Here is a 26,275-nt window from a genome sequence, read left to right on the forward strand (position 1 = left end):
CGAGGAGGCGTTCCCGAAGATCTGGGACCAGGTGCCGATGGGCCTCATGCACCTCCTGTCCGAGAGCACATGTACTTTGGTGCATGGATTGCGGTCAGGGCGATCCGCGACAACAAGGAGTTCCTGGGCGCGCTCGACGTCGACGGCATCGTCATGCTGCTCGAGCGGCCGTTCGAGGTCACCGCGCAGCTCGGCTTCGAGCTGGCCAAGGCCCGCTACGACCCCGACCAGCCCGACCTGGCGCTCGTCGCCGCGGTCGCCAACTGCGCCGTGCCGGCCGCGCGCAAGCTGGCCCACGGGTGGATCGACAACAACCGGGCCCGCTTCGTCGAGTCCCACGACCTGCTGATCGCGCTGCTGTTCTCGGCCCACGCCGACACGCGCGCCTACGCCCGCGTGCTGCTGCAGGGCGTGCCGCTGGCGGCGGCGGCCGCGTCGGCGCTGATCGGGCGGGTCGTCGCCGGCCTGCTCGCGCTGCCGAACACCCCGGCCGCCGGCGAGGTCGCGGCCGACGTCGGCGAGACCGTGATGCGGGCGTTCGCCCGGCCGCTGCGCGGCATCGGCCTGAACGTCGTCGTCGACCTGGTCGCGCACCCGCTCGAGGGCGTCCAGCTGCTGGCCGCCAACATCCTGCTCAACCACGACACGCGGCCCGAGGACCTGCCCGAGCAGCTCGTCGCGGCGCTCGCGGTCGAGAGCAAGCACGCCGCGGTGCGCAGCCTCGGCATCCGCCTGTTCGGCGAGCTGCCCGACAGCGTGCTGGTCCACCGCGGCGCGCTGATGCTGGCCTTCCTGACCTCGGCCCACGTCGACCAGCGCGACGCGATCCGCCCGGTCGTGCAGCGCCTGGCCGCGCGCGACCCGGCGTTCGCCGCCGCGATCGTCGCCCCGCTGATCGGCGTGCTGCTGGTCAAGGAGGTCCACGAGGGCGTGCACAGCTTCGTCCTGCGCCTGCTCAAGACCGACCTCGAGCAGGGCCTGGGCGCGGTCGACAAGGACCTCGTCATGCGCCTCCTGCGGGCCAAGGCCTCGGCCGCGCAGGAGCTGGGCGGCATCTTGCTGGCGCGCAACGTCGACCCCGACAGCCTCGACGTCGCCGAGGTCGCGCGCCTGGCGAGCCACGAGATCCTCGCGGTGCGCCAGGCCGCGTGGAGCTTCTTCGAGCGCAACGTCGAGCGGATCCGCCGCGAGCTGCCGCAGGCGATCCGGATCCTCGACGCCAAGTGGGACGACTCGCGCGCGTTCGCGTTCGCGTTCTTCCGCGAGCGCCTGCAGCCGGCCGACTTCCCGCCCGACGTGCTGGTGGCGATCGCCGACTCGGTGCGCGCCGACGTGCAGGCGTTCGGCCGCGAGATGATCACCCGCTGCTTCCAGGAGGAGCACGGCCTCGACTACCTGCGCCGCCTCAGCGAGCACCCGTCGGCCGACGTGCAGCTGTTCGCCACCAACTACCTCGAGCGCTACGCGGCCGGCTCGATCGAGCGGCTGCGCGAGCTCGTGCCGTACTTCCTCGGCGTGCTGTCGCGGGTCAACCGCGGCCGGGTGGCCAAGGCGCGGGTGTTCCGGTTCCTGACGACCGAGGCCGAGAAGAGCCCGGAGGCGGCGCAGCTGGTCGCCGAGCTGATGACGCGCCAGAGCCTGACGATGGCGATCGGCGACCGGGCGGCCAGCGTGGTCGCGATGGTCGAGGTGCGCCAGCGCTTCGGCGACGTGCCGTTGCCGATCGAGATCCGCCAGCCGCCGGTGCGGACGAAGGGACAGGTGCAGCGTGGAGTTTGAGTACCGCTATCACGGCAGCACCGCCGTGGACTCGTCGGCGCGGGCGACCAGCATGTCGTTCTCGCCGGACACCCGGCGCGAGCCGACCTACTTCGTCGGCGAGCTCGGCAAGTGCCTCGAGTTCCGCGAGGCGATCTCGGCGCTGCACGACGTCGTCGTGTCCGACCTGCGCTTCAAGCCGAAGGACAAGACCGAGTACAAGGAGTGGTTGGCCAAGCAGGAGCAGGTCAACTGGCAGCAGGTCGCGCTGCAGCGCTCGCGCAGCGCCGCCGACATCAAGCGCATGCAGGAGGAGCTCGACGGGCTGTACCGCACCAGCTCGACGCGCATGCAGGGCTTTTACAACGCCAAGCGGCGCTACTTCGATTACCTGTACCAGAAGGACCGCGACGCCTGGTTCGTGCTCGACCCGGTGATCACCGTCCACCCCGACGAGGTGTTCTTCGAGTGCTTCTCGCAGGACGAGTCGACCTACGGCCGGCTCGGCGCGCGCTACGAGGTGTTCAAGCAGGTCAAGGAGTTCGCCTGCGGCACCACCAACATCGACTACTCGGCGGCGCTCTACGACGAGTTCCAGAAGATCCGCCGTTACAAGACGACGATGTTCACCGTCGATCCGTCGGGCTTCGGCGTGCAGACCACCGCCGAGGACGACTTCAAGGAGCTGAAGATCGACCTGCCCGACTCGTGGGTGCGCGGGTTCCTGCAGGTCAGCTCGGCGATGACGCTGCCGACGATCTCCTTCGACCTCCACCCGATGGACGTGCACAACCTGTGCTTCGTCCTCCGCCGCCACAAGGAGAAGGTCGGCCCGCGCAGCCTGCGGTACATCCTCAAGCCCGGGCGCCCGGTCAAGGTCGTGTTCGAGCCGTGGAACCGCGAGGTCGAGTTCCCGCGCTCGATCTTCCGCGGCGACAAGGAGCACGAGGTCCGCGTGTGGGGCAGGCGCCGGATCCTCATCCTCGAGCGCCTCATCCAGCTGGCGAACAAGTTCACCGTCCACCTGCTCGGCACCGGCCTGCCGTCGTTCTACATCGCCGACCTCGGCGACATGAACTTCACGCTCGGCCTGTCCGGATGGACAGCCAACGACTGGTCGACCGCCGGCAACTTCGACCTCATGGCCCCGCGCGCCGCCGTCGACGAGTTCACCAAGCGGCGGGTGTTCGAGGGCCTCAAGAAGCACTGGTTCTACAAGCCGGACGCGCTCGCGCGCGAGCTCGAGCTCGACACCAGCGCGGTCTACGGGGCCCTGGCCGCGTACACCCAGGCCGGCCGGGCCATGTACGACCTCGACAAGCAGGTCTACCGCGTCCGCGAGCTGAGCCGCGACCCGCTGCCGATGGACAAGCTGCGGTTCGCCAACGACCGCGAGGCCGAGGCCCAGGCGCTGGTCCAGCAGAATCACGTCACGGTGCGCCAGGCGCTTCCTTCGGGCGAGGGCGGGCTGGTGCTGCGCGGACGCGTCCGCGACGGATCGCACAACTACGAGCCCGAGCTCGCGCTCGACCGCGACGAGCGGCTCGCTTCCGCGTCGTGCACGTGCAACTTCTACCAGCAAAATAAACTGTACAAGGGCCCGTGCCAGCATATACTGGCCCTGCGGATCCAGCACCGCCGGGCCCAGGGCGGGGTCGTCTGAACCTGTCCTCCGGAGCAGCTGAAATGCCGCGTCGCCGCGGCAGTCCCCCCATTCCCACGAGGCGCAGCACCACCAAGTTTCGTCATGACAACGGCGAAGGCCGAGCCTAGCAACCCGGGCGGTGGATCGCCGTCCTTGCGAAATGCTCGTTCACGCTTCACTGGCCCGCTCTTGACTGTGCGGCCCATCGGGTAGCTGTCGCTATTCCGGTGTGACTTCCATGAAGCGACTGAGCGACAGCTACCCGGGGCCGCTTGAGTTGAGCGGTCCAGTCCTTAGAGCCTTCGTAGCGGGTCTTCGCCGTTGTCATGACACCTATTCCCCGCCGCCGCGCGCCCCTGACGTGCCCCCGTAAGAACATGGCCGGCCAACCGACATCCCGCGAAGCGCTGTACGAGCGGATCCGCAGCACCTCCAAGGAAGAGGTGATCCTCGAGGAGATGATCCGGCTCGGCTTCTGGCCGGCGCAGGGGACGGTGCCGCACGACCCGGCCGAGGAGATCCGGCGCCGCGGCGAGCTCGAGCGGCAGCTGGCGGAGCTGCGCGAGAAGTCGCGCAAGCTCTACAACGAGAAGGTCCTGATCGCCGAGCAGCGCAAGGCGCGGCTGCTCGAGTCGCGGCGCAAGCAGAAAGAGACCAAGGCCCGCCGCGAGCGCGAGCGCCAGGAGCGGGCCCAGAAGTGGGCGGCCCGCAAGGGCGGCGAGATCGTCTACCTGGGCGAGGATGTCTCCGGGGGCATGTCCGACAAGACACCCGACCTCGAGACGCTGAAGGAAGAGGGCCTGCCGGTCCTCGCCAGCGCCGAGGAGCTGGCCAAGGCGATGGGCGTCGAGGTCAAGGCGCTGCGCTTCCTCGCCTACAACCGCAAGGTCTCGCGCGTCTCCCACTACCGCCGCTTCCTCCTGCCCAAAAAGACAGGCGGCTTTCGCCTGATCTCGGCGCCCATGCCCCGCCTCAAGCGGGCCCAGAAGTGGGCGCTCGAGCACATCTTCGCCAAGCTGAACGTCGACCCCGCCGCGCACGGCTTCGTCGCCGGCCGCTCGATCGTCTCCAACGCCAAGCCCCACGTCGGCGCCGACGTGGTCGTCAACTTCGACCTCAAGGACTTCTTCCCCACGGTGACCTTCCCGCGGGTGAAGGGCGCCATCCGCCACCTCGGCTACAGCGAGTCGGTGGCGACCGCCCTGGCCCTCGTCTGCACCGAGCCCGACGTCGACGAGGTCGCGCTCGACGGCACGACGTGGTTCGTCGCCCGCGGCCAGCGCTACCTGCCGCAGGGCTCGCCGTGCAGCCCGGCGATCACCAACCTGCTGTGCCGCCGCCTCGACACCCGCCTCGGCGGCCTCGCGCGCGCGCTCGGCTTCGTCTACACCCGCTACGCCGACGACCTCACGTTCAGCGGCCGCGGCGAGGCGGCCGACAGCAAGCGCGTCGGCAAGCTGCTGCGCGGCGTGGCCGACATCGTCGCGCACGAGGGCTTCGTCGTGCACCCGGAGAAGACGCGGGTGATGCGTCGCGGTCGCCGACAAGAGGTCACCGGCATCGTCGTCAACGACCGGCCGAGCGTGCCGCGCGACGAGCTGCGCAAGTTCCGGGCGACTCTGTTCCAGATCGAGAAAGACGGCCCGGCCGGCAAGCGGTGGGGCAACGGCGGCGACGTGCTGGCCGCGATCCACGGCTACGCCTGCTTCGTCGCCATGGTCGATCCGGCGCGCGGCCAGCCGCTGCTGGTGCGCGCGCGGGCGCTGCTCGCCAAGCACGGCGGCCCCGGCAAGCCGCCCGGTGGCTCGGCGCCGCGCGTGCCGACGCCGGAGCCGCAGCCCGTCAATGCCCCCGAAGCGCCCAAGCCCGCCGCACCAGCGAGCCCGGCCGCGCCCGCGAAGAAGGGCTGGAAGCTCTTCTAGCGCCCGCCCTGGCGTGCGACAGTCACCGGCATGACGCCGGAGTTGACCGCGCTGATCGTCACCGCGGGGGCGTGGATCCTGCTCCACCTCGTCGTCGCCGGTTCGCCGCTGCGGCGCGTCATCGTCGCCAAGCTCCGTCAACCTGGCTTTCAGGGCATGTTCTCTCTGCTGTCGCTCGCCGGCCTGGTCGCGCTGGTGATGGCGTACCGCAGCGCCTCGGCCCCCGGCGTCAACTTCGACCTGTGGGTGCCGGGCCACGCGGCGTTGTGGACGCCGCTGGTCGTCATGCCGGTCGCGCTGCTGCTGATCGTCGGCTCGCTGACGACGCCGAACCCCACCTCGGTCGGCATGGAGCGCGCGCTGCAAGCCCCCACGCCGGCCCGCGGGATCTTGCGCGTCACTCGCCACCCGATGCTGTGGGGCTTCGTGCTGTGGGCCGCGGCGCACACGGCCGCCAACGGCGACGCCGCGTCGCTGGTGCTGTTCGTGGCGATCGCAGCGCCCGCGCTGGCCGGCATGTTCAGCATCGACCGCAAGCGCGCCCGGCGCGACCCGGTCGGCTGGCAGCGCTACGCGGCGGTCACCTCGATCGTCCCGTTCGTCGCCATCGCCGCCGGTCGCAACCAGTTCGTGGCCGGCGAGATCGGCCTGTGGCGCGCCGGCGTGGCTCTGCTGGTCACCGCCGCGATCGTGGCCGTCCACCCGCTGCTGATCGGCGTGTCGGCGCTGCCTTTCTCCTGAATTTCGGGATATGTCCTTCAAGACAGCCGACGAGGCCCACGCCGAGGGCGAGCGCCGCCACCGACGCGGTGAGCACGACGGGGCGCTCGCGGCCTTCGAGGCGGCGCTCGAGCTCGACCCGCGCCACGCGAGAGCGCTCAACGACGCCGGCTGGCTGCTGACCACGGACCTGTCTGAACGACCAGGTGCGCGCGGGCGCGGGCTCGACCTGCTGCGCGACGCCATCGCCGCCGGACCGGACGACACGCGGCCGCTCTACAACTTCGCCGACGCCTGCGTCGCCGTCGGCCAGCCCGGGGAGGCGCTGGTGCCGGTGGAGGCCGCGCTGCAGCGGCGCCCGGATTGGGCCGAGGCGTGGAACCTGCGCGGCTGGCTGCGCGGGGTCAAGGGCGACGATCCCCACGGCGGCCTCGACGACCTGCAGCAGGCGCTGCGGCATCGACCCTGGTACGGCGACGCCCACCTCAACCGCGGGCGGATCTTCGTCGGCCTCGGTGAGCACGCCGAGGCCGAGTCGGCGCTGCGCCTGGCGCTCCGCTGCGGCTGCTTCCGCCCCGGCGAGGCGCACTACCGCCTGGCCGGGCTGCAGGAGCGCCGCGGCCACCTGCGCCGCGCTCTGGGCCACTACCGCCGCGCGTTCGAGGTCGGCGCCGCCGAGTTCCGGCAGGACGCCGCCGGCGGGGTGGTCCGCTGCGGCAACGCGCTGCACCACCGCGGCGCCTTCTTCGTCCACGCGGACGAGCAGATCCGCCTCGCCACCGTCGACCGCGAGCAGCGACGTCCGCGGCCGATCGCCGAGGTGCTGGTCGAGGTCCGTCGCGAGCTCGCGCGCGTGCCCGAGGAGTCCGCGGACAGCCAGCTCCAGGTGGGCCGCCTGGGCCTCCTGGCCGCCGAGGCATGTTTTTCAGGACATGTCCTCGAGCCCAGGTGGACCGACCAGTCGCCGGCGCTGGCGATCGAGCTGCTGGCGACCTGCTTCACCGGCGAACGGCACGACGCGCTGCGGCGAGTCGCCGAGGACGTCCGCCGGATCTGGCTCGAGCTGTACGACGAGCTGCTGGCGCGCGAGGAGCCGGACCCGGAGGCGTCGGCGCTGGCCGAGGTCGAGCGGCTCGCCGGCGAGCGCGACCATTCCGCCGCGATTTCAGCCTTGCGCGCGATCGACGTGTGCGACGACGAACACCTGCTTCGCCGCGCCGCGGTCGCCGAGCGCCTCGGCGATCACGCGCGCCTGCACGGCGAGGTCGAGGGCGCCCTCGACCTCTACCGCCTCGCCCACGGCGACTTCGCCCGCTACGCCTCGTACGCGACCGCGGGCGGCGAGGGCATGGCGCGCATGCTCGACGTGAACCGCCTGAACGGCAAGCTCAGCGACCTCGGCGATCGCTGAGCCCGGAGGTCCGAGCGACACGGGCGAGCGGGCGTTCTCGGAGGTCGCGCGACGCCGGCGAGCGGGCGTTCTCGGAGGTCGCGCGACGCTGGTGAGCGGGCGTTCTCGGAGGTCGCGCGACGCTGGTGAGCGGGCGTTCTCGGAGGTCGCGCGACGCTGGCGAGGGGGCGTTCGCGCCCGTTGAGCCGCCGGGCCGGCCGCGTTACCGTGCAGCCCGGCGCGCGGCCCGGGCATGACCTGTCCCGAAGACCATCCTCCGCGCGCGGGGAGCGGACATGGGCGGCGGAAGTTACGACGGCGAAGTGGCCAGAGAGTCGCGCTCGCGCGGCGGCGACGTGTTCACCTACCGCGGCGAGGCTGCCGCGCACGGGGCGCGGGGCGTCCACCCGCTGCTCGACGCGCAGGGCAGGGTGCGCGAGTGCATGAACCCGACGCCGATCGTGGTGGCGATGGACGTGACCCGCTCGCGCGGCGACGACACGCGCCTCATCTACGCCAAGCTGCCGCTGTTCATCGGCCAGATCGAGCTCAAGGGCTACGTCCCCGGCGCCGCGATCAGCTTCTGCGCGATCGGTGACGCGACCGCCGGCGACAAGGCGCCGATCCAGATCGGCCAGTTCGAGGCCGACAATCGCCTCGACGAGGCGCTCAGCAAGATCTGGATCGAGGAGGGCGGCGGCGGCTCGGGCCAGGAATCGTACGAGCTCGCGGCCTATTACTACGCTCGCCACACCAGGCTCGCCTGCCTCGATCAGGGCGCGAAGGGCTACTTCTTCTTCCTCGGCGACGAGGGCTTCTATCCGCAGGTCAGCGCCGAACAGGTGAGGCGCGTGCTCGGCCACGACATGCCGGAGGCGCGACCGGTCCCGGTCGGTGACCCCCGCGACGGCTACGAGCAGCCAGGCGCGACCGGCGTCGACAGCCGCACGATCTTCCGCGAGCTGCAGGACAAGTTCCACACGTTCCTCATCTACCCGCAGAAATCGATGTCGGAGCGCCGCGCCGACATCGACGCGGAGATCCGTCAGCGCGTACTCCAGGCCGGCGGCCGCTACGAGGGCGTGGACATCCGCGCGTCCCTCATCTGGGACAACCGCAACGACCTCGACCTCCACGTGATCGCGCCGTCGGGCGAACACATCTATTACGCCCACAAGCGCTCGATGTGCGGCGGGTGGCTCGACGTCGACATGAACGTGCGCGGCGAGTCGACCAAGCCGGTCGAAAACGTGCAGTGGATCCGCGGCTCCGCGCCCGCCGGCCGCTACCGCGTGTTCGTCCACAACTATCGGTTCCATGAGCCCGACCAGCGGCCGACGCAGTTCCGCGTGGAGGTCGAGATCAACGGCAAGGTGCAACACTTCACTCGTACGATCTCGGAGAAGGGCGAGACCGGGGTCAACAGTGAGGTCCCGATCCTCGAGTTCGACTACGACCCTGCGGAACGGCTCCCCGAGCAGCCCGCCGACGCCGGCGTATACGCCAGCTACAGCGACGACGTGATCCTGCGCCAGTGGGGCGAGGTCCTGCCGCAGCCGCACATCCTCCGCATCGAGGATCCCAAGGCGATCATCGATGTGATGCTCGGCGCGCTGGCGATCACCGGCGGCGGTCGCTCGCTCGATGAGTACATCGCCGACATGCGGGGCCGCGAGCAGCTCGACCTGCGCCAGGACCAGGCGTTTCGCACGCTCGGCGCGCTCGCTGCGGCCTGGCACGGCGGTGGCCCGCCTGCCGTGCAGGTGCCGAGCGAGCCGCGGGCCGGTCGTTCGCGTCGGCTGTGAACCACCCTGAGCTCGTGCAGGGCCGAGGACGGCGAAGGGGCTCGGCTTCGCAGCGGCGGTCGCCGGCCGCGAGCCCAAAATAGGCTGCGCCAAAGCAACGGAGGTGCGGTCAGGTCGGCGACCTCGCGGTCGCCGATGCTCACCGCGCAGCGGAGGTGCGGTGGGAGGAGTCGACGGCCTCGCAGTCACGGCCGCTCGCCAACGCCGCGGAGGCGCGGCGAGAGGTGCCGATGTCCTGTAGTCCGCATCGTTCGCCAGCGTGGGCGAAGGCCTCGCAATTTCGGCCGCTTGCCAGCGCAACACGGGCGCGCGGGAGGTGCGGACCGCTTTGCAGTCCCCGCAGCTCGCCAGCCCGGGCGAGGCGCAGCCGGAGGCGTCGACAGCCTCGCCGCCGCCGCTCCTCGCCGCAGCGGAGGCACGTGGAGAGACGGCAGCCTCGCAGTCAACGCGCTCTTCTGTGGAGGCGAACCGCGACGAGTCGAACCCCTCGCAGGTGCCCACGATGGCCGGGGTAGCGATGGGAGGAAGCGACGGACGATCAGTCACGGCCAGTCAGTCGCGCAGGGAGGCGCGTGGTAGCGGGTCGACGATCCCGTGGCCGATGATGACCGCAGGCGAGGCGCGGTCGAGCGGCCGAGGCTACGAGGTCGGCTCGGCGCAGGTGTGCTCGAAGCAGTCGAAGCCATTGTAGTTGGCGCCGAGGGCGCTGGCCGGCGAACGACGGAGCCTCGAGGCGCGCCTCCCCGCCTGCGTATCCGTCGAGAGAGGCAACGGTCTTTATTGTTGCGCCCCGACGGGCGTGGCAGTCCTGGAAGAGCGACGGGAGCAGGCAGGCCGGCTCTCTATTAAACAAATTATGAGAGACGATCCGAGTCCAAACGGCCACGCAAAATTGACGCGGGGAGCAGGGCCATCTCTGTAAGCGAAAATACCGAGTTCGCAATGATCTTCGAAAGGCCAGAGCGCCTTGGATCGACTGGCTTGATTTGGTGATGTGAACTTCGTTCCTGACAGTGGAATTCTGCCCGCCGGAGCCTTTGATCGGGGTTTACAAGCCTGCGCGGATCGTTTACAGAAGGGAGGAGTCGAATGGGGTCGTATGGCGCGTCGTAACCTGTGGCAGCGGCTCCATGCCGATCAGACCGGAGCCGTCCTCGTCTGTTTGTTCAGCGCCGCGGGTGCGCTGCTCAGCGTATTTCTCACCATCGCCAAGTTTCGTTCGGAATACCGGTGCGACGCCTGGTTGTTGACGGCTTGCTCTTTCTGGGACTGGTTCGATTGCAACCGGGTCCTCGACAGCTACTGGGCCACCCCGTTTTATCGCCTGCCGATATCCGTATATGCCACGGCCTACTACTTCGTGCTGGCGGGGCTGGCCTGGGCGGCGCTGAGTTCGCCGCGTCGGTTGCTGCCGGTGGTGCGTCCGCTGATCCTGTGGATGGCCTGGGCAGGGCTGGGGGTGGTGGCCTTCCTCGCGTTCTATGCGTATGTCATCGTCGAGTCGGCCTGCAGTTATTGCGTCGTGATCTACGGGATCACTCTGGCGATCTTCCTGTCGGCGTCGTTGATGAACCCGCAGGGCCACCGGGCCGGGCTCCTGGCGTTGTTCACCCCGGCGCGGTCGCGGGGCAGCGTGATGCTGCTGGTGACGTTGGCGTTCCTGGCGCTCGTGTCGGCGCAGATGGTCCAATACTTGCGCAACGCCAACCAGGTCGAGTTCGACCGCTGCATGTCGGAGGGCGGGCTGCCCGAATCCGACGTCGGTTATCGCGGGCAGCAGCCAGAGGCGCAGATCTCCGTCTTCATGGACCTGGCCTGCGAGTTCTGCCGACGCGAGTACGACGTCTGGCGGGACTTCGTCGTTGCGAATCCCGGGCGGTATCGGCTGGCGGTCTATCATTACGCCCGCGCCGGCGAGTGCGTGCCGCCCGATTTTCCCTGGCAGTCGGCCAAGGCGGAGAAGAACTTCTCGTGCGACGCGGCGCAGGCGATCGAGTGCGTCGAGCGCGAAATACCCGGAGCGGGAATGAGGATGGTGGACGCTTTGTTCGAGCTGCAGGGGCAGGATGCGCCGCTGTTCGACTATACGCGGCTCGGCGAGGCGGCCCGCAAGGTCGGGCTGACCGACGTGCCGACGGACGACGGGTTGGACCACCCCTTCTTCGAGTGTCTGCGTAACCACGAGACCGCGGCGTTCGTGCAGGAGCACGCGATCTTCGCCATGGACCAGGGCCTGCGCTCGACCCCGGTCACCTATCTCACCTTTTTCCGCAAGGACGGGTCCTCCGTGCCGCGAATGATCCACATCAAGGGCGCCAAGCAGTACGGCAGCATCGAGCGGACCCTGGCCGCGGCTCGCGCGGCCGCTGAAGGTCGGGCCCAGCCGCCGCGGAAAGAGTAAGGTCGATATGCCAGAGATGACGCGTATACCGCCGGGGAGCGCGCAGCGGCCCCGTAATGCCGGAGTCACGCAGATGGGCTCGCAGCGGCGAGAGATCACGCTGATGCCCGACGAGGGTCGGTCGGCGGCCTCGGCCTCCGAGGACGCACGGTCCGGCCGCTTCTTGCTCGGGGTGACATTGGCGACGGGGACCACGCTCGGCCTCATGGGGGTGGTGCTCTTGCAATTGATCGTCGCGCTGGTGAACGAGAGGCGGGCTCCGATGGAGGTCGTGGAGCGGGGCGGGGGCGCGATGTGCAAGGAAGGCAGCTCGCACGATTGCGATGTCGGGGAGGTCTGCCGCAGCGGGCGCTGCGTGAAGGCGCGGCAGGCGAAGAAGTGTCAGGTCGGCGATCCGTGCGGCGGGGAGGATGGCTGTACGTGCGCGGCGCCGCTGCGCTGTGAAGACAACGTCTGTCAGGCGCCGGCGAAGGTGGCCGCCGCCTGCGACGACGAGGCGGTGCAGCGCGTGCTCCGCGGGATCGCCGAGACCTGCAAGAACGACCTCGACAGCTGCCCGGACCAGAAGCTCGAGGAGTTCGCCATCGAGTCGAAGGACTTCGACACCGTGCTGGCGAAGTTCCCCAACACGTTGACGGTCCACTTCCCCGACAACCAGCCCTCGACGCAGCGCGGCCAGGGGCCGTGGCCCGTCGATCCGGAGCGGGCCTACTACCGGGCGCAACTGGGGCAGCCATACGTGGCGGCGGCGCTGAAGGAGGCCGAAGAGATCATCGTCGTCGGTCGCTCGAGCGAAGGTGGCCTCGAGACGGAGAATTACAAGTACTCCCAGCGGCGCACCGACGTGGTGGTCGATCTGCTGGTGGCCAACGTGACCCGGCAGAGCGAGCAGAGCGCTGCGCGGCAAGATCAAGCGGCTCCTGCTCGGCAGCCGCAAGACCCTCGACCTCGACTTCTTCAACCGGAACTACGCCAATCGCATGATCGCGTGGTCACCGGAGGAAGAAGAGACGCTGCGGGCGAACGTCGCCGACGCGGCCAACCTCCGCGGCAACGAGCGGCGCAAGACGGTGCGGCTGATCAACCAGGTCGCGTTCGTGGTGCCGCTGCCCTGCAAGCTGCCGGAGGCCGACTGAGGGAGAGCCGTGCACGTCGAAGATCCTTCCACTGTGGCGGACGACGACGCCGACGCGTCGCTCGAGGCGGAGACCAAGCTGGTGATCCAGATCGATGTCGTCGAGGGCACCGATCCGGTCGCGAGCGAGCGCGATGCAGCCAGCGAGACGCAGGTCGCGGAGGCTCCGCGACGGCCGCTGGCGCCCGGCACCGAGCTCGTCGGGCCGCTGGGCGCGGCGGAGATCGAGAGCCTGGCCGCCTGGCCGCCGGAGCCGGCGCGCTCGTCGGCGAACCCGGTCACGATTCGCACGCCGCGCCAGCGAATGACGCGACGCCTGACGTTTCTCGGGGCGATCGGCGCGATGGTGGTGGTGATCGCGGCGTCGCTCTCGAGCTCGTCCGGCTGTCCGGTGCGGAGGAAGAGACGGCGCCGGCCGAGGCGGTGGGCGGGCTGCCTGCAGCGACGGGGACAGAGGTACCGCCGCCGCCGATGCCGCCGAGTCCGCGCGAGGGCATCGTCGACGAGCTCCTGCGACGAGGGCAGGACGCCGAGCCGCTGCTGGCGCGCTCGGTGCAGCAGGTCAGCGAGGATGGCCGGCTGCTCGACGTCGTCCTGAAGTCCGGGCCCGTCGAGGAGAACCGCGTGACGGTGGTCAACCTCTGGGCCTCTTGGTGCTTGCCCTGCAAGCAAGAGCTGCCGTGGTTCAAGAGCATGTTCGAGGGGTCCGACTGGGGCGACAACGTGCGCTTCGTGCCGCTGCAAGTGTCGGACTCGCGCGACCCGGTGTGGGCCCGCGAGGAGTTCGGGCCGATGATGCCGGAGGTCAAGTTCTTCCTCAGCGACCGCGACGACGTGCTGCCGGTGCTGCGCAAGTTCGACGCGATCAAGAAGAAGAGCAAAGAGGAGCTGCAGCTGCCGATCACTCTGGTGTTCGATTGCCGCCGCGATCTGCGGCTCATTCACGTCGGCGGGCTGCTCGAGCGCGACTTCGACGAGCTGCGCGAGCGGCTCGATCAGCTCGCGGGCGAGCTCGGGTCGAAGTTCTGCAAGGTACGCAAGCCGAAGCCGGTGGTGGTCACTCAGGTGCCGACCTCCGCGCCGCCTGAGCCGGTCGTCGTGCGGTGCGGCGACGGGCGATGCTCGGCGCCAGAAGAGACGGCGGAGAACTGCTGCGATTGCGTGAAGTGCCCGCTCGGCGACATGTGCGAGCAGCACTCCCGGGTCGTGCCGCGCTGCGTGAAGACGTCGGGGGGCTCAAGTAGCGCCATGATGCGTCGTCGATCTCACTGGCCTCTGGCTCGGCGTTCGAGCGTCGGACTGGCGCTGGCGCTGGCGATGCGCGTCGGAGTGGCCGCGGGGAGCGACGATCCGCGGTGCACCGACGAGCCGGACGAGGCGACGCAAAACCGTTGTGCGCGCCAGCTCTACGCGGAGCGGCGATACGCGGCGGCGGCGGCGGTGTTCGCGGCGATGTGGCAGACCTGGGGCGGCGCCAAGTACCTGTACAACGCTTCGGAGGCGCGGGTCGCCGCGGGCAGCGACGGGTGGGCGCTGGCGCTCCTGACGGAGTACGTGGGTACGCCGGGGTTGACGGACTCGGAGCGGACCGAGGCGCTGAGACGCAGCGAGGAGCTGCGCGAGCGGCTGGTGGCGGTCGACGTCGAGGTGGTGCCGCGCGCGGCGCTCGGGGAGGCGGCGGTGCTGTATTTGGAGCGGGTGCTCGACGGCGGCTGCGACGGGCGGGCGCCGGCAGAGAATCACCGCAGTGATTGTTCGCGCAGCGTCGGCGTCGTCGAGCGATTCTCGTACGCATTTCATCAGGTCGCGCACGGCGAGGGCGCTCGGGTCCACCTCGAGCGCGGGCGCTGGAAGTTGTGGATCGATCCGGCCTCGCCCGCGGCCGCGTACAACCTCGGCGAGAAGGCGCATGCGACCAGCATCCTCGTCCGGCGAGAGAGCCGGGGCCGGGTCAAGCTGCGCCCCGAGACTTCGGAGCTCCGGTTCGTGCTGGGTCCCGCGAGCGAGATCTCGCGGGGGGTGATGATTCATCTGTCCGACCCGTTCCACGTCGAGCCCGAGCAGATCTTGCGAGCGCGGGCGCCGGAGGTGCGCCTGGCGCTGCGGACGGGGAACTGGCGGTACCGGGTGCGACCGCGCGGCCTCTTTCAAAAGGCCCACGCCGGCGAGGTCGTGGTCGGGGACACGGGGACGGTCGAACTTCGCTGGGACCCGAGCCCGGCCGTGCTCGCTGAACGAGCGCTGCAGCGAAAGATCATGCTCGGGGTCGGCGGCGCGGGCGCGGGCAGCCTGCTGATCGGCGCGAGCTTGCTGGGCGTGGGGCGCACCGAGCCGAAGTGCTATCAGGACCGCGTACCCAAGGATTGTACGAGCGAGGAGCCGGCCCTCTCATACAAGACAGACGAGATTCGCCGCCGGCAGGAGATCGCGGTCGCCGGCGGCGGGTTTCTCGGCCTGAGCGTGGGGCTGGGCGTGGTGACGGGTTTGGAGGCGCTCAAGCCCGGACGGATGCGAGTCCTGGTGGCGTTGCTCGTCGGCGGGGTCGCGACCGGGGTCGGTGCGGGATTGTACGCTGCAGCGCTCGCGGAGCAACGCGGCGGGCCGGGGGGCGAACGGTTCACGTCGTTCGTGCCGGTCGCCGACGTCAAGGACCAGGAGATGTTTCGGGCGCTCGCCGCGGGGGTGCTCGGATTCGGAGTGGGGATCGTGGGTGGGACGACGAGCGGAGTGATCGCGCGTAACGCCAGGCAGAAGCGCGTGCGGCTGTCCGCGAACGCATCCACGACCGCGATGGTCCTGAACTTCCAGGGCGGCTTTTAGCGCCGGAGAGTCGACGAGGCGATGACGGACCGCACGACTTCACGACTTGAGAGAGGGGTTTCTCTTCAGCGCGCTCACGGGCGCGACGGCGAGGCAGGGCCGAGGTCATGATCATCGCCGATTTCTCCGGTCAGACCCTCGGGGGTCGTTACCGGCTGGTGGCTCGAATCGGCCACGGCGGGATGGCGACGGTCTACGAGGCGGTCGACACCCAGATCGACAAGCCGGTCGCGGTCAAGGTGCTGCACCCGCAGTTCGCGGTGGCCGATGATTACATGGCTCGCTTCCGCCAGGAGGCGTTCGCGGCGGCGAAGATTCGCCACCCCAACCTGGTCGACGTGACGGACTTCGGCATCGACGAGGGCCGGGCCTATCTGGTGATGGAGCTGCTGGAAGGCGAGTCGCTGAGCGCGCGGATCGAGCGCGAGCCGGGACCGATGCGCTGGGCCGAAGCCGTGACGATCATGACGCAGGTGTGCGACGCGGTCGCGCACACGCACGACCATGGACTCATCCATCGCGACATCAAGCCGGGCAACATTTTTTTGGTGACGCAGCCCGGGCGGCCCGGCGTAGCGATGGCGAAGTTGCTGGATCTGGGAATCGCCAAGGTCCTGCGCGACGCGTCCTCCATGCGACCGATGGCGCCGGAGACTCGCCTGACGCAGGGTACGCCCGGGACACCCGAATACATGTCCCCCGAGCAAGCGCTGGGCCTGGAGATCGATCATCGCATCGATATCTACGCGATCGGGGTCACCCTCTATCGCATGCTGACCGGCTTCCTACCGTTTCAGTCGCAAAACTCCGTCTACGAGGTGCAGCGCAAGCACATCGAGCTGCCGCCGCCGCCGCTGTTCGTGCTCGCGCCGGAGGCCCGGATCCCGCCGTCGATCCAGGAGATCGTCCTGCGCGCGCTGGCGAAGCGGCCCGACGAGCGTCAGGCGAGCGCGTGGGAGCTGGGAGAGGAGCTGTTCGTCGCCCACGAGGCGGAGACGGGCCGAGCGTCACGATCGCCGAGCGCCCGCGAGGAACAGACGATGCGACACTTCCGGCGCAAGGATGAGGCGAGTCCGGGCGGCGCGCAGCGCCTGCTGGTGGCGTGTATGGCGCTCGGCGGACTGCTGATTGCGGGGACTGTGTTCATGGTGCTGTCCTTGTTCGAGCTGCCCTTCGTGAAGGATATGGCGGGGGTGCGGGAGCCCGAGCCGAGCGCGGTGAAGGACGTCGGCGAGCTTGGCTCGGGGAAGTACGAGGATACGGGCAGCCAGGCGATCGACGGGCAGCCCGGAGTCGTCGATGCGCCGGTAGAAAAGACCACGGTCGCTCCCGAGACCCCGGCGCCGCAGCCCGAAGAACCCCAGGAGAGAGGGCCGGAAGTGGACGATCGGCACGTCGAGGCTCGGAACCCGCTGACGGGCCGGGGGCGAATGGCACGACCACGGCCCCCACGGATGACGCGGTCCAGCAAATCGTAACCGACACGCCCGAAGACCGACCGAAGCCTACGGTGGTCTCCCCGGAAGCGAAGGCGAACTCGGTGGGCAAAAAAACCAAGGGGCCCTCGTCGCCGAAACCCTCGGGTGTCGAGCAGCCGGGATCCAAACCCGGAGGGTCGGCGGTGAAGGATCCGCGGGCCCAGGCGGAGGCGCAGGTGAAGAGCATGCTCGTCAAGATCGTGCGCAACTGCAAGCAGGTGCGGCCGCAGCAGATCCGCCTCATGATCAAGGTGGATTACGCGACCGGGAAGGTCGAGGCCCGCGAGACCGGGCTGGACACGCGCGGGGGCAAGTGCTTGTGCGACGCGCTGAAGCACGTGCGGCTCAAGCCGCTCGGCACCGGGACGACGGAGTTCCCGCTGGTGTCGGTCGTCTGAGCGGAGATGGATTCGCGATGGCCATGATTTCACTCTTGAGCGCTTGGCTGGCAGTCGCACCGGATGCGGCCTCGCCGTATTCGCGGGACGACCTCGACAAGCTGATCCGGATCGCCGACGCGGAGATGCAGGCGCTCGCGGGCCGCTGCGGCGTCGAGGCGGAGGGCGCGACCGACAGCGGCGTGCCGGTGGCGCCGAGCGTCGACCACGAGGCAGAGCTGGCCTACATGCGCATGGCCGAGATGCGACGGCTGGCGGCGCAGCACTACCCCTACGCGAAGCTGGGCAAGGACGGGCAGCAGTACCACAGCGACGACATCCATCAGTCGGTTCAGCTCTACGAGCGCGCGTATGCCTGCAATCCCGGGTGGGAGCAGCGGCGCTACCTCAACGAGGCGATCGACATGGTCGTGACCCGGCGCAAGGAGATCCGCGAGCAGGAGGCGCGCCCGGAGTCGGCGCCCGACAACCTGCAATTGAGGGAGGACGAGAAGCGGCTGCGCGAGAAGCTGGCGCAGCTGCGCCCGCCGGTGTGCCCGTCGAACAAGCCGGCGTGTCCGACATTGAAGCAGGAGGAGAGCGCGTCGGAGCCGCCGCGGGGCTATCGCAGGCGGTTCATGGACCTGTTCGTGTTGCGGGTCGAGCTGGGGGCGCTTTTTACTGCGAGTTTGCAGCAGAGGCTCGCGGTTTCGCCCGAACCATCTTCGCCGAACGGCTTCGCCTTCGCAATCGCACCGGGCGTGCGACTGCTGGCCGGCGCGAAGCAGCGGCACGTGTTCGGGCTCGGGTTCCGTTACGCGATCATGACTTATAAACTCATACAGTACGGAGAAGAGTCCCGAGATCGCGTCGTGCAGATGGCTGCGCGCCTCGAGTACGGGGTGCGGATCAGCCTGAACTGGCTTTCGGTGCACGCCAGCTTCGAGCCCGGGATCCAGGCGCATCCGCTGCTCGAGTTCTTCGGGAACGGGCAGATCGGCGGCTCCGGGAGCGTCTGCACGTGGAACGAGGCGCTTTGCCTGCGCGTCGGCGGCGGCAAGACTGTGCGCGTCGCGGGGCGCGAAACGAAGCATCTCGAGCGCTACTTCGATTTCGGCACGGTGACGTTCGGCATCGACGTGTTTCGCTTGAGCGACAACATCCTGCGGGCGACGGAGGGCAGCTCGTGAGGCAGGGCTGGCGGAAACCGGGGCGGGTGGGGCTGTCGTGGGTACTGGCGCTCGGCGTGGCGCTGCCTCCGGCTTCAGGGCGGGCGGGCGAGCCGTCGGCGACAGAGAGCGCGGCCGAGGCCCCGGTTTCCGGCCGGACGCTCTATACGGAGCGCAGGTTCGTCGAGGCGTCGCGGGTGTTCGAGGCGGAGGGGACAGACGCCGCGCTTTATAATGCGGGAATGGCACGCGCCGCGGCGGGGCACGATGCTTTGGCGATTGACCGCTGGACGCGCTATCTGAGGCAGGCCGACGTCTCGGCTGATGAGCGCGCGGAGATCGAGGCGCGGATCGCCGAGGCGCGTAGCCGCGTGGTCACGGTGCGTTTCGAGGCCGAGGGCGAGGGCGTCGCGCGGAAGTTGGTGCTGCAGCGAGGCGGGCGCGCGGAGGACGGTTGGGAAGTGGCGTGGCCGGCGGGCGCGAGGAGCGTGGAGGCCGGGCTCGATGCTGTCGAATGGGCGGCGGTGCTGCAAGGGGAGGACGAGCCGCGCTCGACGCGGGTTCTCGTGCGTTCCGGAGAGGTCCAAAAATCGGTGCGATTCGCGGCGGCGCGGCCGGTCCCGGTGCTGCTGCGACTGGGGCCGCCGCAGGCGCGGCGTAGGGGCGTGGAGGTGACGTGGAGTGGCGCCGGGGAGCTTCCCGAGCACCGACGCGTGCGCGCGGAGGTGACGCGCTACGAGCTGCCGCGCGGAGTGTGGAAGGTTCAGGCGCGTGCGAGAGGGTTCTTGCCCGCGGAAGAAGCGGTCACGCTGCGTGCGGCGCCGGCCGAGTTGGGCATGCATCTGCAGCGCGACCGGCCGCGAGCTGCGCGCGTGGGGCTCGGGGTGGGGCTGGGGATGGTGTCGGCGGGGCTGATTGCGGGGGGGCGGTGTTGACGGGGGTGGGCTACGCGGATTTGGGTACCGAGACGCCCGGATTGTGCAAGCCGGAGATTGTGTGCAGGTGGAGAGGGCCCACGTACAACGGCGTGAGGGCCTGGTGCTCCTCGGTGCGGGTGTCGGCGGGATAGTGCCCGCGGTGACGGCAGCTGTGGACTCCCCGCGGACGCGGAGGGCGCTGGCGGTGGAGACGGGGATTGGAGGCGGACTGCTGGTGGCGGGCCTCGGGTGGTTCCTCGCCGAGGGGCTGTCGTGGAATCACGTGGCAAATGAGCGCGTGGAGCTGTCGCGCGAACTGGCGGCGGGGACATTGCTCGGGATCGGAGCGGGGATGTTCCTCGCGGCGGGGACCATCTGGTTGACCCACTGGGCGGTGGGACGCAAGGCGAAAACCGCGATACGGTCGCGCGGAGCGGGTGCACTCGCGCGAGGCGCGAGAAAGGATATTGAACGATGACGCGTGCTGATTGGAAAACCGTAGACAGCAGATGGAGCGTGGTCCTTGCCTGTGGGTTGATGACCGCTAGCCTATCCTGTGGGGGGACGCCTTGTGCGAATCCGAAGACCGGTATGACGATGATCGGGGGCTCACCCGTGGATGTCGGAATGATACGAATGAGGGAGGAGGCATCGCGGGCATGAGCTCGCCCGCGGCAACAGGCGCGGCAACGTCTTCGAGTGCGTCCGGGAGTGGAGAGGTACAGGGTACAAGCTCCGGGACGGGTAACAGTGGGATGGGCTTGTCCGGGTCGACGGACACGACGATCGGTTCGATAGAAACGAGCGGAACGAACAGTTCGGTAGGAACGAGTGGCCTCGAAGGCACGAGTGGTTCGGATGGAGGGAGCATGTCCACCCTTGTCCTTCCATCGGTTTGTGGTAACGGTGTTCAGGAATTAGACGAGGAATGTGATGATGGAAATTTAGAGGAAGGAGATCTGTGCCTGTCGACGTGCGTCGAGGCAACGTGTGGCGATGGTATTGTGTGGATTGGGCAAGAATCTTGCGATGATGGAAATGATGAGGATGGCGATGATTGCCCGTCGACGTGCGTGTCTGCCCATTGTGGCGACCGGTTTCTGTTGGCCTTTCAAGAGGCGTGTGATGATGGAAATAACGTTGATGGCGATGGTTGTAGCTCCCAGTGTGAGCACGAGTACATCATGTTCGCGACGAGCAAAACCTTCAATGGGAACTTCGGATCAACGGCTGCTGCCGATAGTCTGTGCCAGGAAGAGGCCGATGCAGCTGACATCCCTGGAAAATATGCTGCCTGGCTCACAGTAGTGGGGGAGCCTGCTTCAAAAGATCTACCGTCCGCGCCGCTGATCCTGAGAGGCGGGGAAATCGTTGTCACGCAGCCGAAGGGGCTTACGTTAGGCGATAACACCATACTCATGGCTCCGGTGAATCTGGATGCGAAAGGCAATCTGGTGGATGGGTTTGCGTGGACTGGAACATATGCATCGGGCGTGCCGGGGCCAGCGTGTATGCTGTGGTCTCAGGGGGGCAATAATTGGGGGGGCTTGTGGGCGACGTGCTTGCAGACGATTCTGCGTGGACCCAAGCGTATGTCCCCACCTGCGAGAGCTTGCATCATCTCTACTGTTTTCGGAAGGATGGCTGAATTGCTCGCCGTTCGTCGAAGCGACGGAGTCTCTGCGCTGGTGAGCCTGCTGTTCGGGTACCAGGGAGGGTGTTCGTCGGCGAATTTGTCGAATACTTCCGGAGAGCGACACGTTCGCGGACACTACTGACGGTCGTCTGGCGACGTGCGCTCTCCCATCACAGCGATGACGGCGACGCAGAGAGCAGTAGGGGGTGCACCTGGGTGAGTATGCGTGATGCCCGGGTTCATCGCGCCATATCTCGCACGGACTTGTCTGCGTGCGGCGAAACCAGTCATTTCTATGGCTTCCGCGAAGGGATGAATGAGATGAAGGCTCGAGGGTTGATGGTCGCGCGCATGGTCGCGGCGCTGGTGGCGGCGCTGGGAGCGATGCTTGTCGGTTGCCGCGCGGATTGTCCGTCCCCCGAAGCCGTCGTGATGGATCGGAGGAGCACTCGGACGCTCTGCGTGGGCGATCCCTGGGGCGACGCCGCTCTCACTAGTACGACCTGGCCGGATGCTGCCGGAATGACCACGACAACGGACGCCATGGCGGAGAGCGGTCTGACGGAGTCGATTGGCTCGACGGCGATGAGCACTTCGATGATTATGAGCGAGGCGAGCAGCTTCGCGGAGCAGAGCGAATCATCTATCAATGGTGATAGCCCGTTTTGTGGCAATGGCATCCAGGAGGCGGGGGAGGCGTGCGATGACGGAAATGTCGTGGATGACGACGCCTGTCTGTCGACGTGCGTCGAGGCGAAGTGCGGCGACGGCTTCGTCTGGGCTGATATGGAAGTCTGCGATGACGGCAACGCAGATGATGACGATCGCTGCCTGGGGACATGTGTTCCGGCGACGTGTGGGGACGGGCATCTGAACAAGGTGGATGAGTCGTGTGATGATGGTAACGTTTGGAGTGGAGATGGGTGTGATTCGTCCTGCGATCTTGAATATCTCATGTTTGCGACCCAGGCAGTGTTCCCGGGCAGCTTCGGCACAAAGGCGGCGGCCGATATCAAGTGCCAGAACGAGGCGGCGGCCAGTGGGCTTCCCGGGACGTACGTGGCCTGGCTGAGCTTCTCGTTGGGAGACCTGGCGCTCGCTGCGCTGCCCGCTGGCGAGCGGCTGATGCGGACCGACGGTGTTTCAATCGTCTTTGCCGCGGAAGCGTTGCTGAAGGGGGACAACACCGCGCTCATGGCTTCGGTGAGTCTGGACGCCAAAGGCGATTCAGTGGCGGGGTTTGCTTGGACAGGCACTCTGGCGTCGGGTGAGCCTGGGGCAGATTGTTCGATGTGGAAAGCCCCGGAGAACTTGGGCCTGGTCGGTTCCCTGAATGGGAAGGATGCTAAGTGGACGCAGGCCGGGCTTTCCGGCTGCGATGAGCTGCATCATCTTTACTGTTTTCGGAGGAAGGATGACTGAGGTGGCTGCACGTGTGTCGAGCGGTGCAGGCGCGGTGCCCGACGGGGCTCGAGCGAGCCTGTCGCCCGTGAGTCGGGCGGCGTGGCGTTGCAGCGATCGCCCCGCTTTGGAGCCGAAGGAAGACGGGGTCATCGAGCTGTTCCAAGCGCACGGGCATAGCAGGGATTTCGGACGGCAACGGCGCGGAGGCTTCCGGGATAGCCGGGACGATATCCCCAAGAAATGCGGGCCTGCTGCCAGGAGCGACCGGCTTGTTGGGGCTGGCGGAGGTCGCTGCGAATGTTTCTCGTCGGGACCCTGCGCTGGAGAGAGTGCTGACCGGGCGGAGGTCGCAGGGCTCATGAACCCGGTCGCCGTGCTCATGACGCCGGCGAGGACAGCTGTTCTGATTTCTACTGATTCCCCGCGGCAGCGCCGCGGCGCTACTCTGAAATGACCTCGCCATGACGGTACTCGGCAATCGCTTCAGATTACTTCACCGGCTCGGGGCCGGAGGGATGGCCGAGGTGTATTGTGCGCGGGATCGGCGGCTCGGGCGGGAGGTGGCGATCAAGCTGCTCAACGCGGCTTGCTCGCGCGACCCGGGGATCATCGAGCGGTTCCGCCAGGAGAGCAGCGCGCTGGCGCGGCTCAGCCATCCCAACATCGTGACGCTGCTCGACACGGGGGAGACGGACGACGGGCGGTTCTACCTGGTGATGGAGCGGCTCCGCGGGGAGGCGCTGAGCGAGCTGTTCCGCCGGCTGCGAGGGCGCGGAGAGGTTGTGTCGTGGCGCCGGCTGGTCGGGATGGTCCGGCAGGTGTGCATGGCGCTGCAGGCGGCCCATTCGCAGCAGATCGTGCACCGCGACATCAAGCCGAGCAACCTGTTCCGCCTCGAGCATTCGCTCGAGGGCGAGGATATGATCAAATTCTCGACTTCGGGATCGCCAAGTTCGTGGCGAGCGCGAACACCGGGGAGGAAGAGCCGATTCACCTGACGGCGAGCGGGCACTTCGTGGGGACCGCTCATTACGCGGCGCCGGAGGCGATCGAGCCGGAGCTGTTCGGGCCGGTGGACGCGCGGGCCGATGTGTATGGATTGGGGGTGATCCTGTACCAGGGGGTGACGGGGAAGCTGCCGCACGACGGGCAGCCGCGCGCGCTGTGCTTTATAAAACGGCCTTCGAGGAGCCGCCGCCGCTGCGGGCCCGGGCGCCGCAGGTGTCCGAGGCGATCGAGGCGCTCGTGATGCGGTGCATGGCCAGGCGGCCGCAAGAGCGATTCGCGGGGGTGCGCGAGCTCGGTGAGGCATTGGCGGCAGTGGCCGAGACGAAGACGCTGCTTCCGCCCGAGTCGCGGACGGTGCGGGTCCACGGGCTGCGGGGGGAGGCGGTGTTCGGGCCGCGTGCGGCGGAGGAGGCCGCGGTGCGGGAGGGTCCGCCGGGGCGCGAGGGGCCGCAGGGCGGCGCGGTGGCGGCTGGCGCGGGGCCTGCGGGGCGGGGGCCGGGGCAGCGGGAGAGCGGGGGGCGGCTGGCGCCGGGGCGGCTGGAGCGGGGCCAGGACAACGGGACAGCGCGGTGGGGGCTGGAGCGGGGCCAGGACAACGGGACGGCGCGGTGGGGGCTGGAGCGGGGCCAGGACAACGGGACGGCGCGGTGGGGGCTGGAGCGGGGCCAGGACAACGGGACGGCGCGGTGGGGGCTGGAGCGGGGCCAGGACAACGGGACGGCGCGGTGGGGGCTGGAGCGGGGCCAGGACAACGGGACGGCGCGGTGCCGGCTGGTGCGGGGCCGAGGCTGCGGGACAGCGCAATGGCGGCGGGTGCGGGGCCGGGGCCGCGAGAGAACGTGGTGGCGGCTCATGCGGGGTCGGCAGGGTCGGGGCAGCGGGAGAATGCGGGGGCGGCGGGCGCGGGGCCGGGGAAGAAAGCGGGCGATGCCGGGCCGGCGGAGGCGGATCGAGGGGGCAAGGGAGGCCGCAAGTTCGTGTGGTCGCCGGCAGGGCTGGCGTCCGCCGAGGAGGCGTCGACGCGAATCCGGCGCGGTCCAGCGGAAGGGCCGGAGGGTAGGGCGCCGGCCGAGGCGGCCCGGCTCGGCTCGCGCGCGGCCCAGGAGGGCGAGTTTCAGGGGCGACCCGGGGCCGGGCTTGCAGGGGTCGCAGGGCGCGTGGGGGCCGTCCAGAGCGCGGGTGCTGGTCGGGTGGGGATCGGAGCGGGGCCGGGGCAGAAAAACGAACTCGGGGCGGCTCAGGGAGCGGCAGGGGCGGGGCCGGGGCAGAGACTGGAATCCCCGGCGGCTCAGGGGTCGGGGTCGAGAAATGAATCCCGGGCGGCTCAGGGCGCGGCGGGGGCGGGGCCGAGAAATGAATCCCGGGCGGCTCAGGGTGCTGGCGCGGCGGGGGCGGGGCCGAGAAACGAACTCCGGGCCCCTGGCGCGACCTCGGGCAGATGGGGCCGCGGTCGTCGACCGAGCCGGCGAGGCGGGCGAAGCTGGCGATCGGGCCAGGCAGAGCCAGCGTCGCGGGGGGGCGAAGGATCAGAGTCTCGGTGGGGGGGCGAAGGGGTCGGCGAGCGCTCGTGATCCGGGTACCGGGGCCGTCCAGGGCGCCGGTGCGGAGCGAGGAAAGGGGCCGAGCGGGGGACCTCGGGAGGGCGATCTTGCTGCTCAGGCGAGCTCTCCGGAGCGACGAATCGTGCGCTGGGAACCCAAGGGCGGGGGGCCCACATGGGATCGGAGGCGAACGGGCCGGCGCTCGGCGGGTCACGCCCGCGGGCAAAGACGGTCCCGTGGGTCAAGACGCGGCTCGAGGAGATTCGCCGCGAGCAGAGCCGGGCGGGAGCGAATGGCGAGTCGGCTGCGCGGGCGGGTGAGGCTCGTGCCGTGTCGATGGCACCGGGGGAGAAATCGCCCGAGGAACGCCCGTCCAGCCTGGCGAAGACGCCAGCGTGGAAGGGCGGATTGCGGGCACTGCTCGGAAGGTCGCTCGGGGAGCGTGCCTCGGAGGCGAAGGCTCCGGCGCCGAAGCGAGAGCCGGGGGAGGGCGAGGAGATTCGGCGCGCGGATGTGAAGACGCCGGCGGGGGGCGAGAATCTACACAGGGCGGCAGATGCGAAGATTCCGGGGGGAAGGAGAGGCGGGCGGCAGAGATGAGTCCGCGCGGGGCGGGTGCGAAGACGCCAGGGGGGTCGACGCAGGAGGGTCCGCAGCGCGCTCTGGAGGCGAAGGTTTCGGCAGGAAAAGTGGCGGCGGAGCCGAGTCCGCGCGGGGCGGACGTGAAGACGCCCGGGCGGGCGATGCAGGAGGGTCCGCAGCGCGCTCTGGATGCGAAGGCGCTGGCCGCGAAGGGAGAGACGCGGGGGGCGGAGCCGAGTCCGCGCGGAACGGGGGATGCGAAGGCTCGGGGGTGGTCGACGCCGGAGGGGCCGCAGCGGGCTCCGGAGGCGAAGATGCCGGAGGGGCCGCAGCGGGCTCCGGAGGCGAAGATGCCGGAGGGGCCGCAGCGGGCTCCGGAGGCGAAGATGCCGGAGGGGCTGCAGCGGGCTCCGGAGGCGAAGATGCCGGAGGGGCCGCAGCGGGCTCCGGGGCAGGTCGGGCACGAGGGGGGGCGGGAGGCGGATTCGCGTCCGAGCGGCGCGAAGGAGCCCTGGATCGCGCCTCCGAAGCCCATCGGCCGGGGGCGGCGATCGCCGACGGGGGACG

At 69.2% G+C, this 26,275-nt stretch carries 19 protein-coding genes; 18 read left to right on the forward strand and 1 reads right to left on the reverse strand.

Annotation, left to right across the window (positions count from 1 at the left end; translation table 11 throughout):
* Positions 1-69 precede the first annotated feature (69 nt).
* From OV079_RS47330 to OV079_RS47360, 7 genes are all read left to right on the forward strand, one after another.
* Positions 70-1,779, forward strand: a complete 1,710-nt coding sequence (locus tag OV079_RS47330; RefSeq protein ID WP_267776667.1) for a hypothetical protein — start codon at positions 70-72, stop codon at positions 1,777-1,779.
* Positions 1,769-3,421, forward strand: a complete 1,653-nt coding sequence (locus OV079_RS56820) for an SWIM zinc finger family protein (protein WP_267776670.1) — start codon at positions 1,769-1,771, stop codon at positions 3,419-3,421. Before OV079_RS47330 ends, OV079_RS56820 begins: the two co-directional genes overlap by 11 nt.
* A gap of 359 nt (positions 3,422-3,780) precedes the next feature.
* Complete coding sequence (locus OV079_RS47340; protein ID WP_267776672.1) at positions 3,781-5,325, forward strand: reverse transcriptase family protein; 1,545 nt, start codon at positions 3,781-3,783, stop codon at positions 5,323-5,325.
* A 30-nt stretch (positions 5,326-5,355) separates the two neighbouring features.
* Entirely contained in the window at positions 5,356-6,066 is a 711-nt protein-coding gene (locus OV079_RS47345; protein ID WP_267776674.1) for an NnrU family protein, read from the forward strand.
* A 10-nt stretch (positions 6,067-6,076) separates the two neighbouring features.
* Positions 6,077-7,456 (forward strand): tetratricopeptide repeat protein, encoded by a 1,380-nt coding sequence (locus tag OV079_RS47350; RefSeq protein ID WP_267776675.1) that lies wholly within the window; start codon positions 6,077-6,079, stop codon positions 7,454-7,456.
* A 302-nt stretch (positions 7,457-7,758) separates the two neighbouring features.
* Positions 7,759-9,240: a YfaP family protein gene (locus OV079_RS47355; protein ID WP_267776678.1), complete on the forward strand. Its 1,482-nt coding sequence runs from the start codon at positions 7,759-7,761 to the stop codon at positions 9,238-9,240.
* Between the two features lie 1,099 nt (positions 9,241-10,339).
* Positions 10,340-11,641, forward strand: a complete 1,302-nt coding sequence (locus OV079_RS47360; RefSeq protein WP_267776681.1) for a vitamin K epoxide reductase family protein — start codon at positions 10,340-10,342, stop codon at positions 11,639-11,641.
* A 456-nt stretch (positions 11,642-12,097) separates the two neighbouring features.
* On the opposite strand, the gene OV079_RS47365 is transcribed toward OV079_RS47360, so the two are convergent.
* Positions 12,098-12,295: a hypothetical protein gene (locus OV079_RS47365; protein WP_267776682.1), complete on the reverse strand. Its 198-nt coding sequence runs from the start codon at positions 12,293-12,295 to the stop codon at positions 12,098-12,100.
* A 326-nt stretch (positions 12,296-12,621) separates the two neighbouring features.
* Here OV079_RS47365 and OV079_RS47370 point away from each other — a divergent pair, with 326 nt between their 5' ends.
* The 11 genes from OV079_RS47370 (at position 12,622) to OV079_RS59780 (ending at position 23,826) form a co-directional block, all read left to right on the forward strand.
* A complete protein-coding gene (locus tag OV079_RS47370; protein WP_267776684.1) occupies positions 12,622-12,777 on the forward strand; it encodes a hypothetical protein in 156 nt (51 codons plus the stop codon).
* Positions 12,778-13,247: 470 nt separating this feature from the next.
* Complete coding sequence (locus tag OV079_RS47375; protein WP_267776686.1) at positions 13,248-15,596, forward strand: thioredoxin domain-containing protein; 2,349 nt, start codon at positions 13,248-13,250, stop codon at positions 15,594-15,596.
* Between the two features lie 107 nt (positions 15,597-15,703).
* On the forward strand, positions 15,704-17,074 hold the full coding sequence (locus OV079_RS47380; RefSeq protein WP_267776688.1) for a serine/threonine-protein kinase: 1,371 nt from the start codon (positions 15,704-15,706) through the stop codon (positions 17,072-17,074).
* A gap of 143 nt (positions 17,075-17,217) precedes the next feature.
* Positions 17,218-17,472, forward strand: a complete 255-nt coding sequence (locus OV079_RS47385; RefSeq protein WP_267776691.1) for a hypothetical protein — start codon at positions 17,218-17,220, stop codon at positions 17,470-17,472.
* Between the two features lie 23 nt (positions 17,473-17,495).
* On the forward strand, positions 17,496-18,641 hold the full coding sequence (locus OV079_RS47390; protein ID WP_267776693.1) for a hypothetical protein: 1,146 nt from the start codon (positions 17,496-17,498) through the stop codon (positions 18,639-18,641).
* Positions 18,642-18,697: 56 nt separating this feature from the next.
* The gene (locus OV079_RS47395; protein ID WP_267776695.1) at positions 18,698-19,555 is read left to right on the forward strand and encodes a hypothetical protein; all 858 of its coding nucleotides are present in this window, start codon (positions 18,698-18,700) and stop codon (positions 19,553-19,555) included.
* Between the two features lie 187 nt (positions 19,556-19,742).
* Positions 19,743-20,015, forward strand: coding sequence for a hypothetical protein (locus OV079_RS47400; RefSeq protein WP_267776697.1), 273 nt, complete (start codon positions 19,743-19,745; stop codon positions 20,013-20,015).
* A 391-nt stretch (positions 20,016-20,406) separates the two neighbouring features.
* The gene (locus tag OV079_RS47405) at positions 20,407-21,315 is read left to right on the forward strand and encodes a DUF4215 domain-containing protein (RefSeq protein WP_267776699.1); all 909 of its coding nucleotides are present in this window, start codon (positions 20,407-20,409) and stop codon (positions 21,313-21,315) included.
* Positions 21,316-21,437: 122 nt separating this feature from the next.
* The gene (locus OV079_RS47410) at positions 21,438-22,595 is read left to right on the forward strand and encodes a hypothetical protein (protein ID WP_267776700.1); all 1,158 of its coding nucleotides are present in this window, start codon (positions 21,438-21,440) and stop codon (positions 22,593-22,595) included.
* Between the two features lie 443 nt (positions 22,596-23,038).
* Entirely contained in the window at positions 23,039-23,575 is a 537-nt protein-coding gene (locus OV079_RS47415) for a serine/threonine-protein kinase (RefSeq protein WP_267776702.1), read from the forward strand.
* Positions 23,533-23,826 (forward strand): protein kinase domain-containing protein, encoded by a 294-nt coding sequence (locus tag OV079_RS59780; RefSeq protein WP_420829459.1) that lies wholly within the window; start codon positions 23,533-23,535, stop codon positions 23,824-23,826. The genes OV079_RS47415 and OV079_RS59780 overlap by 43 nt, the downstream gene beginning before the upstream one ends.
* The last annotated feature ends 2,449 nt before the right edge of the window (positions 23,827-26,275 follow it).

The sequence above is a fragment of the Nannocystis pusilla genome (genome assembly GCF_026626665.1).
Taxonomy (GTDB): domain Bacteria; phylum Myxococcota_A; class Polyangia; order Nannocystales; family Nannocystaceae; genus Nannocystis; species Nannocystis pusilla.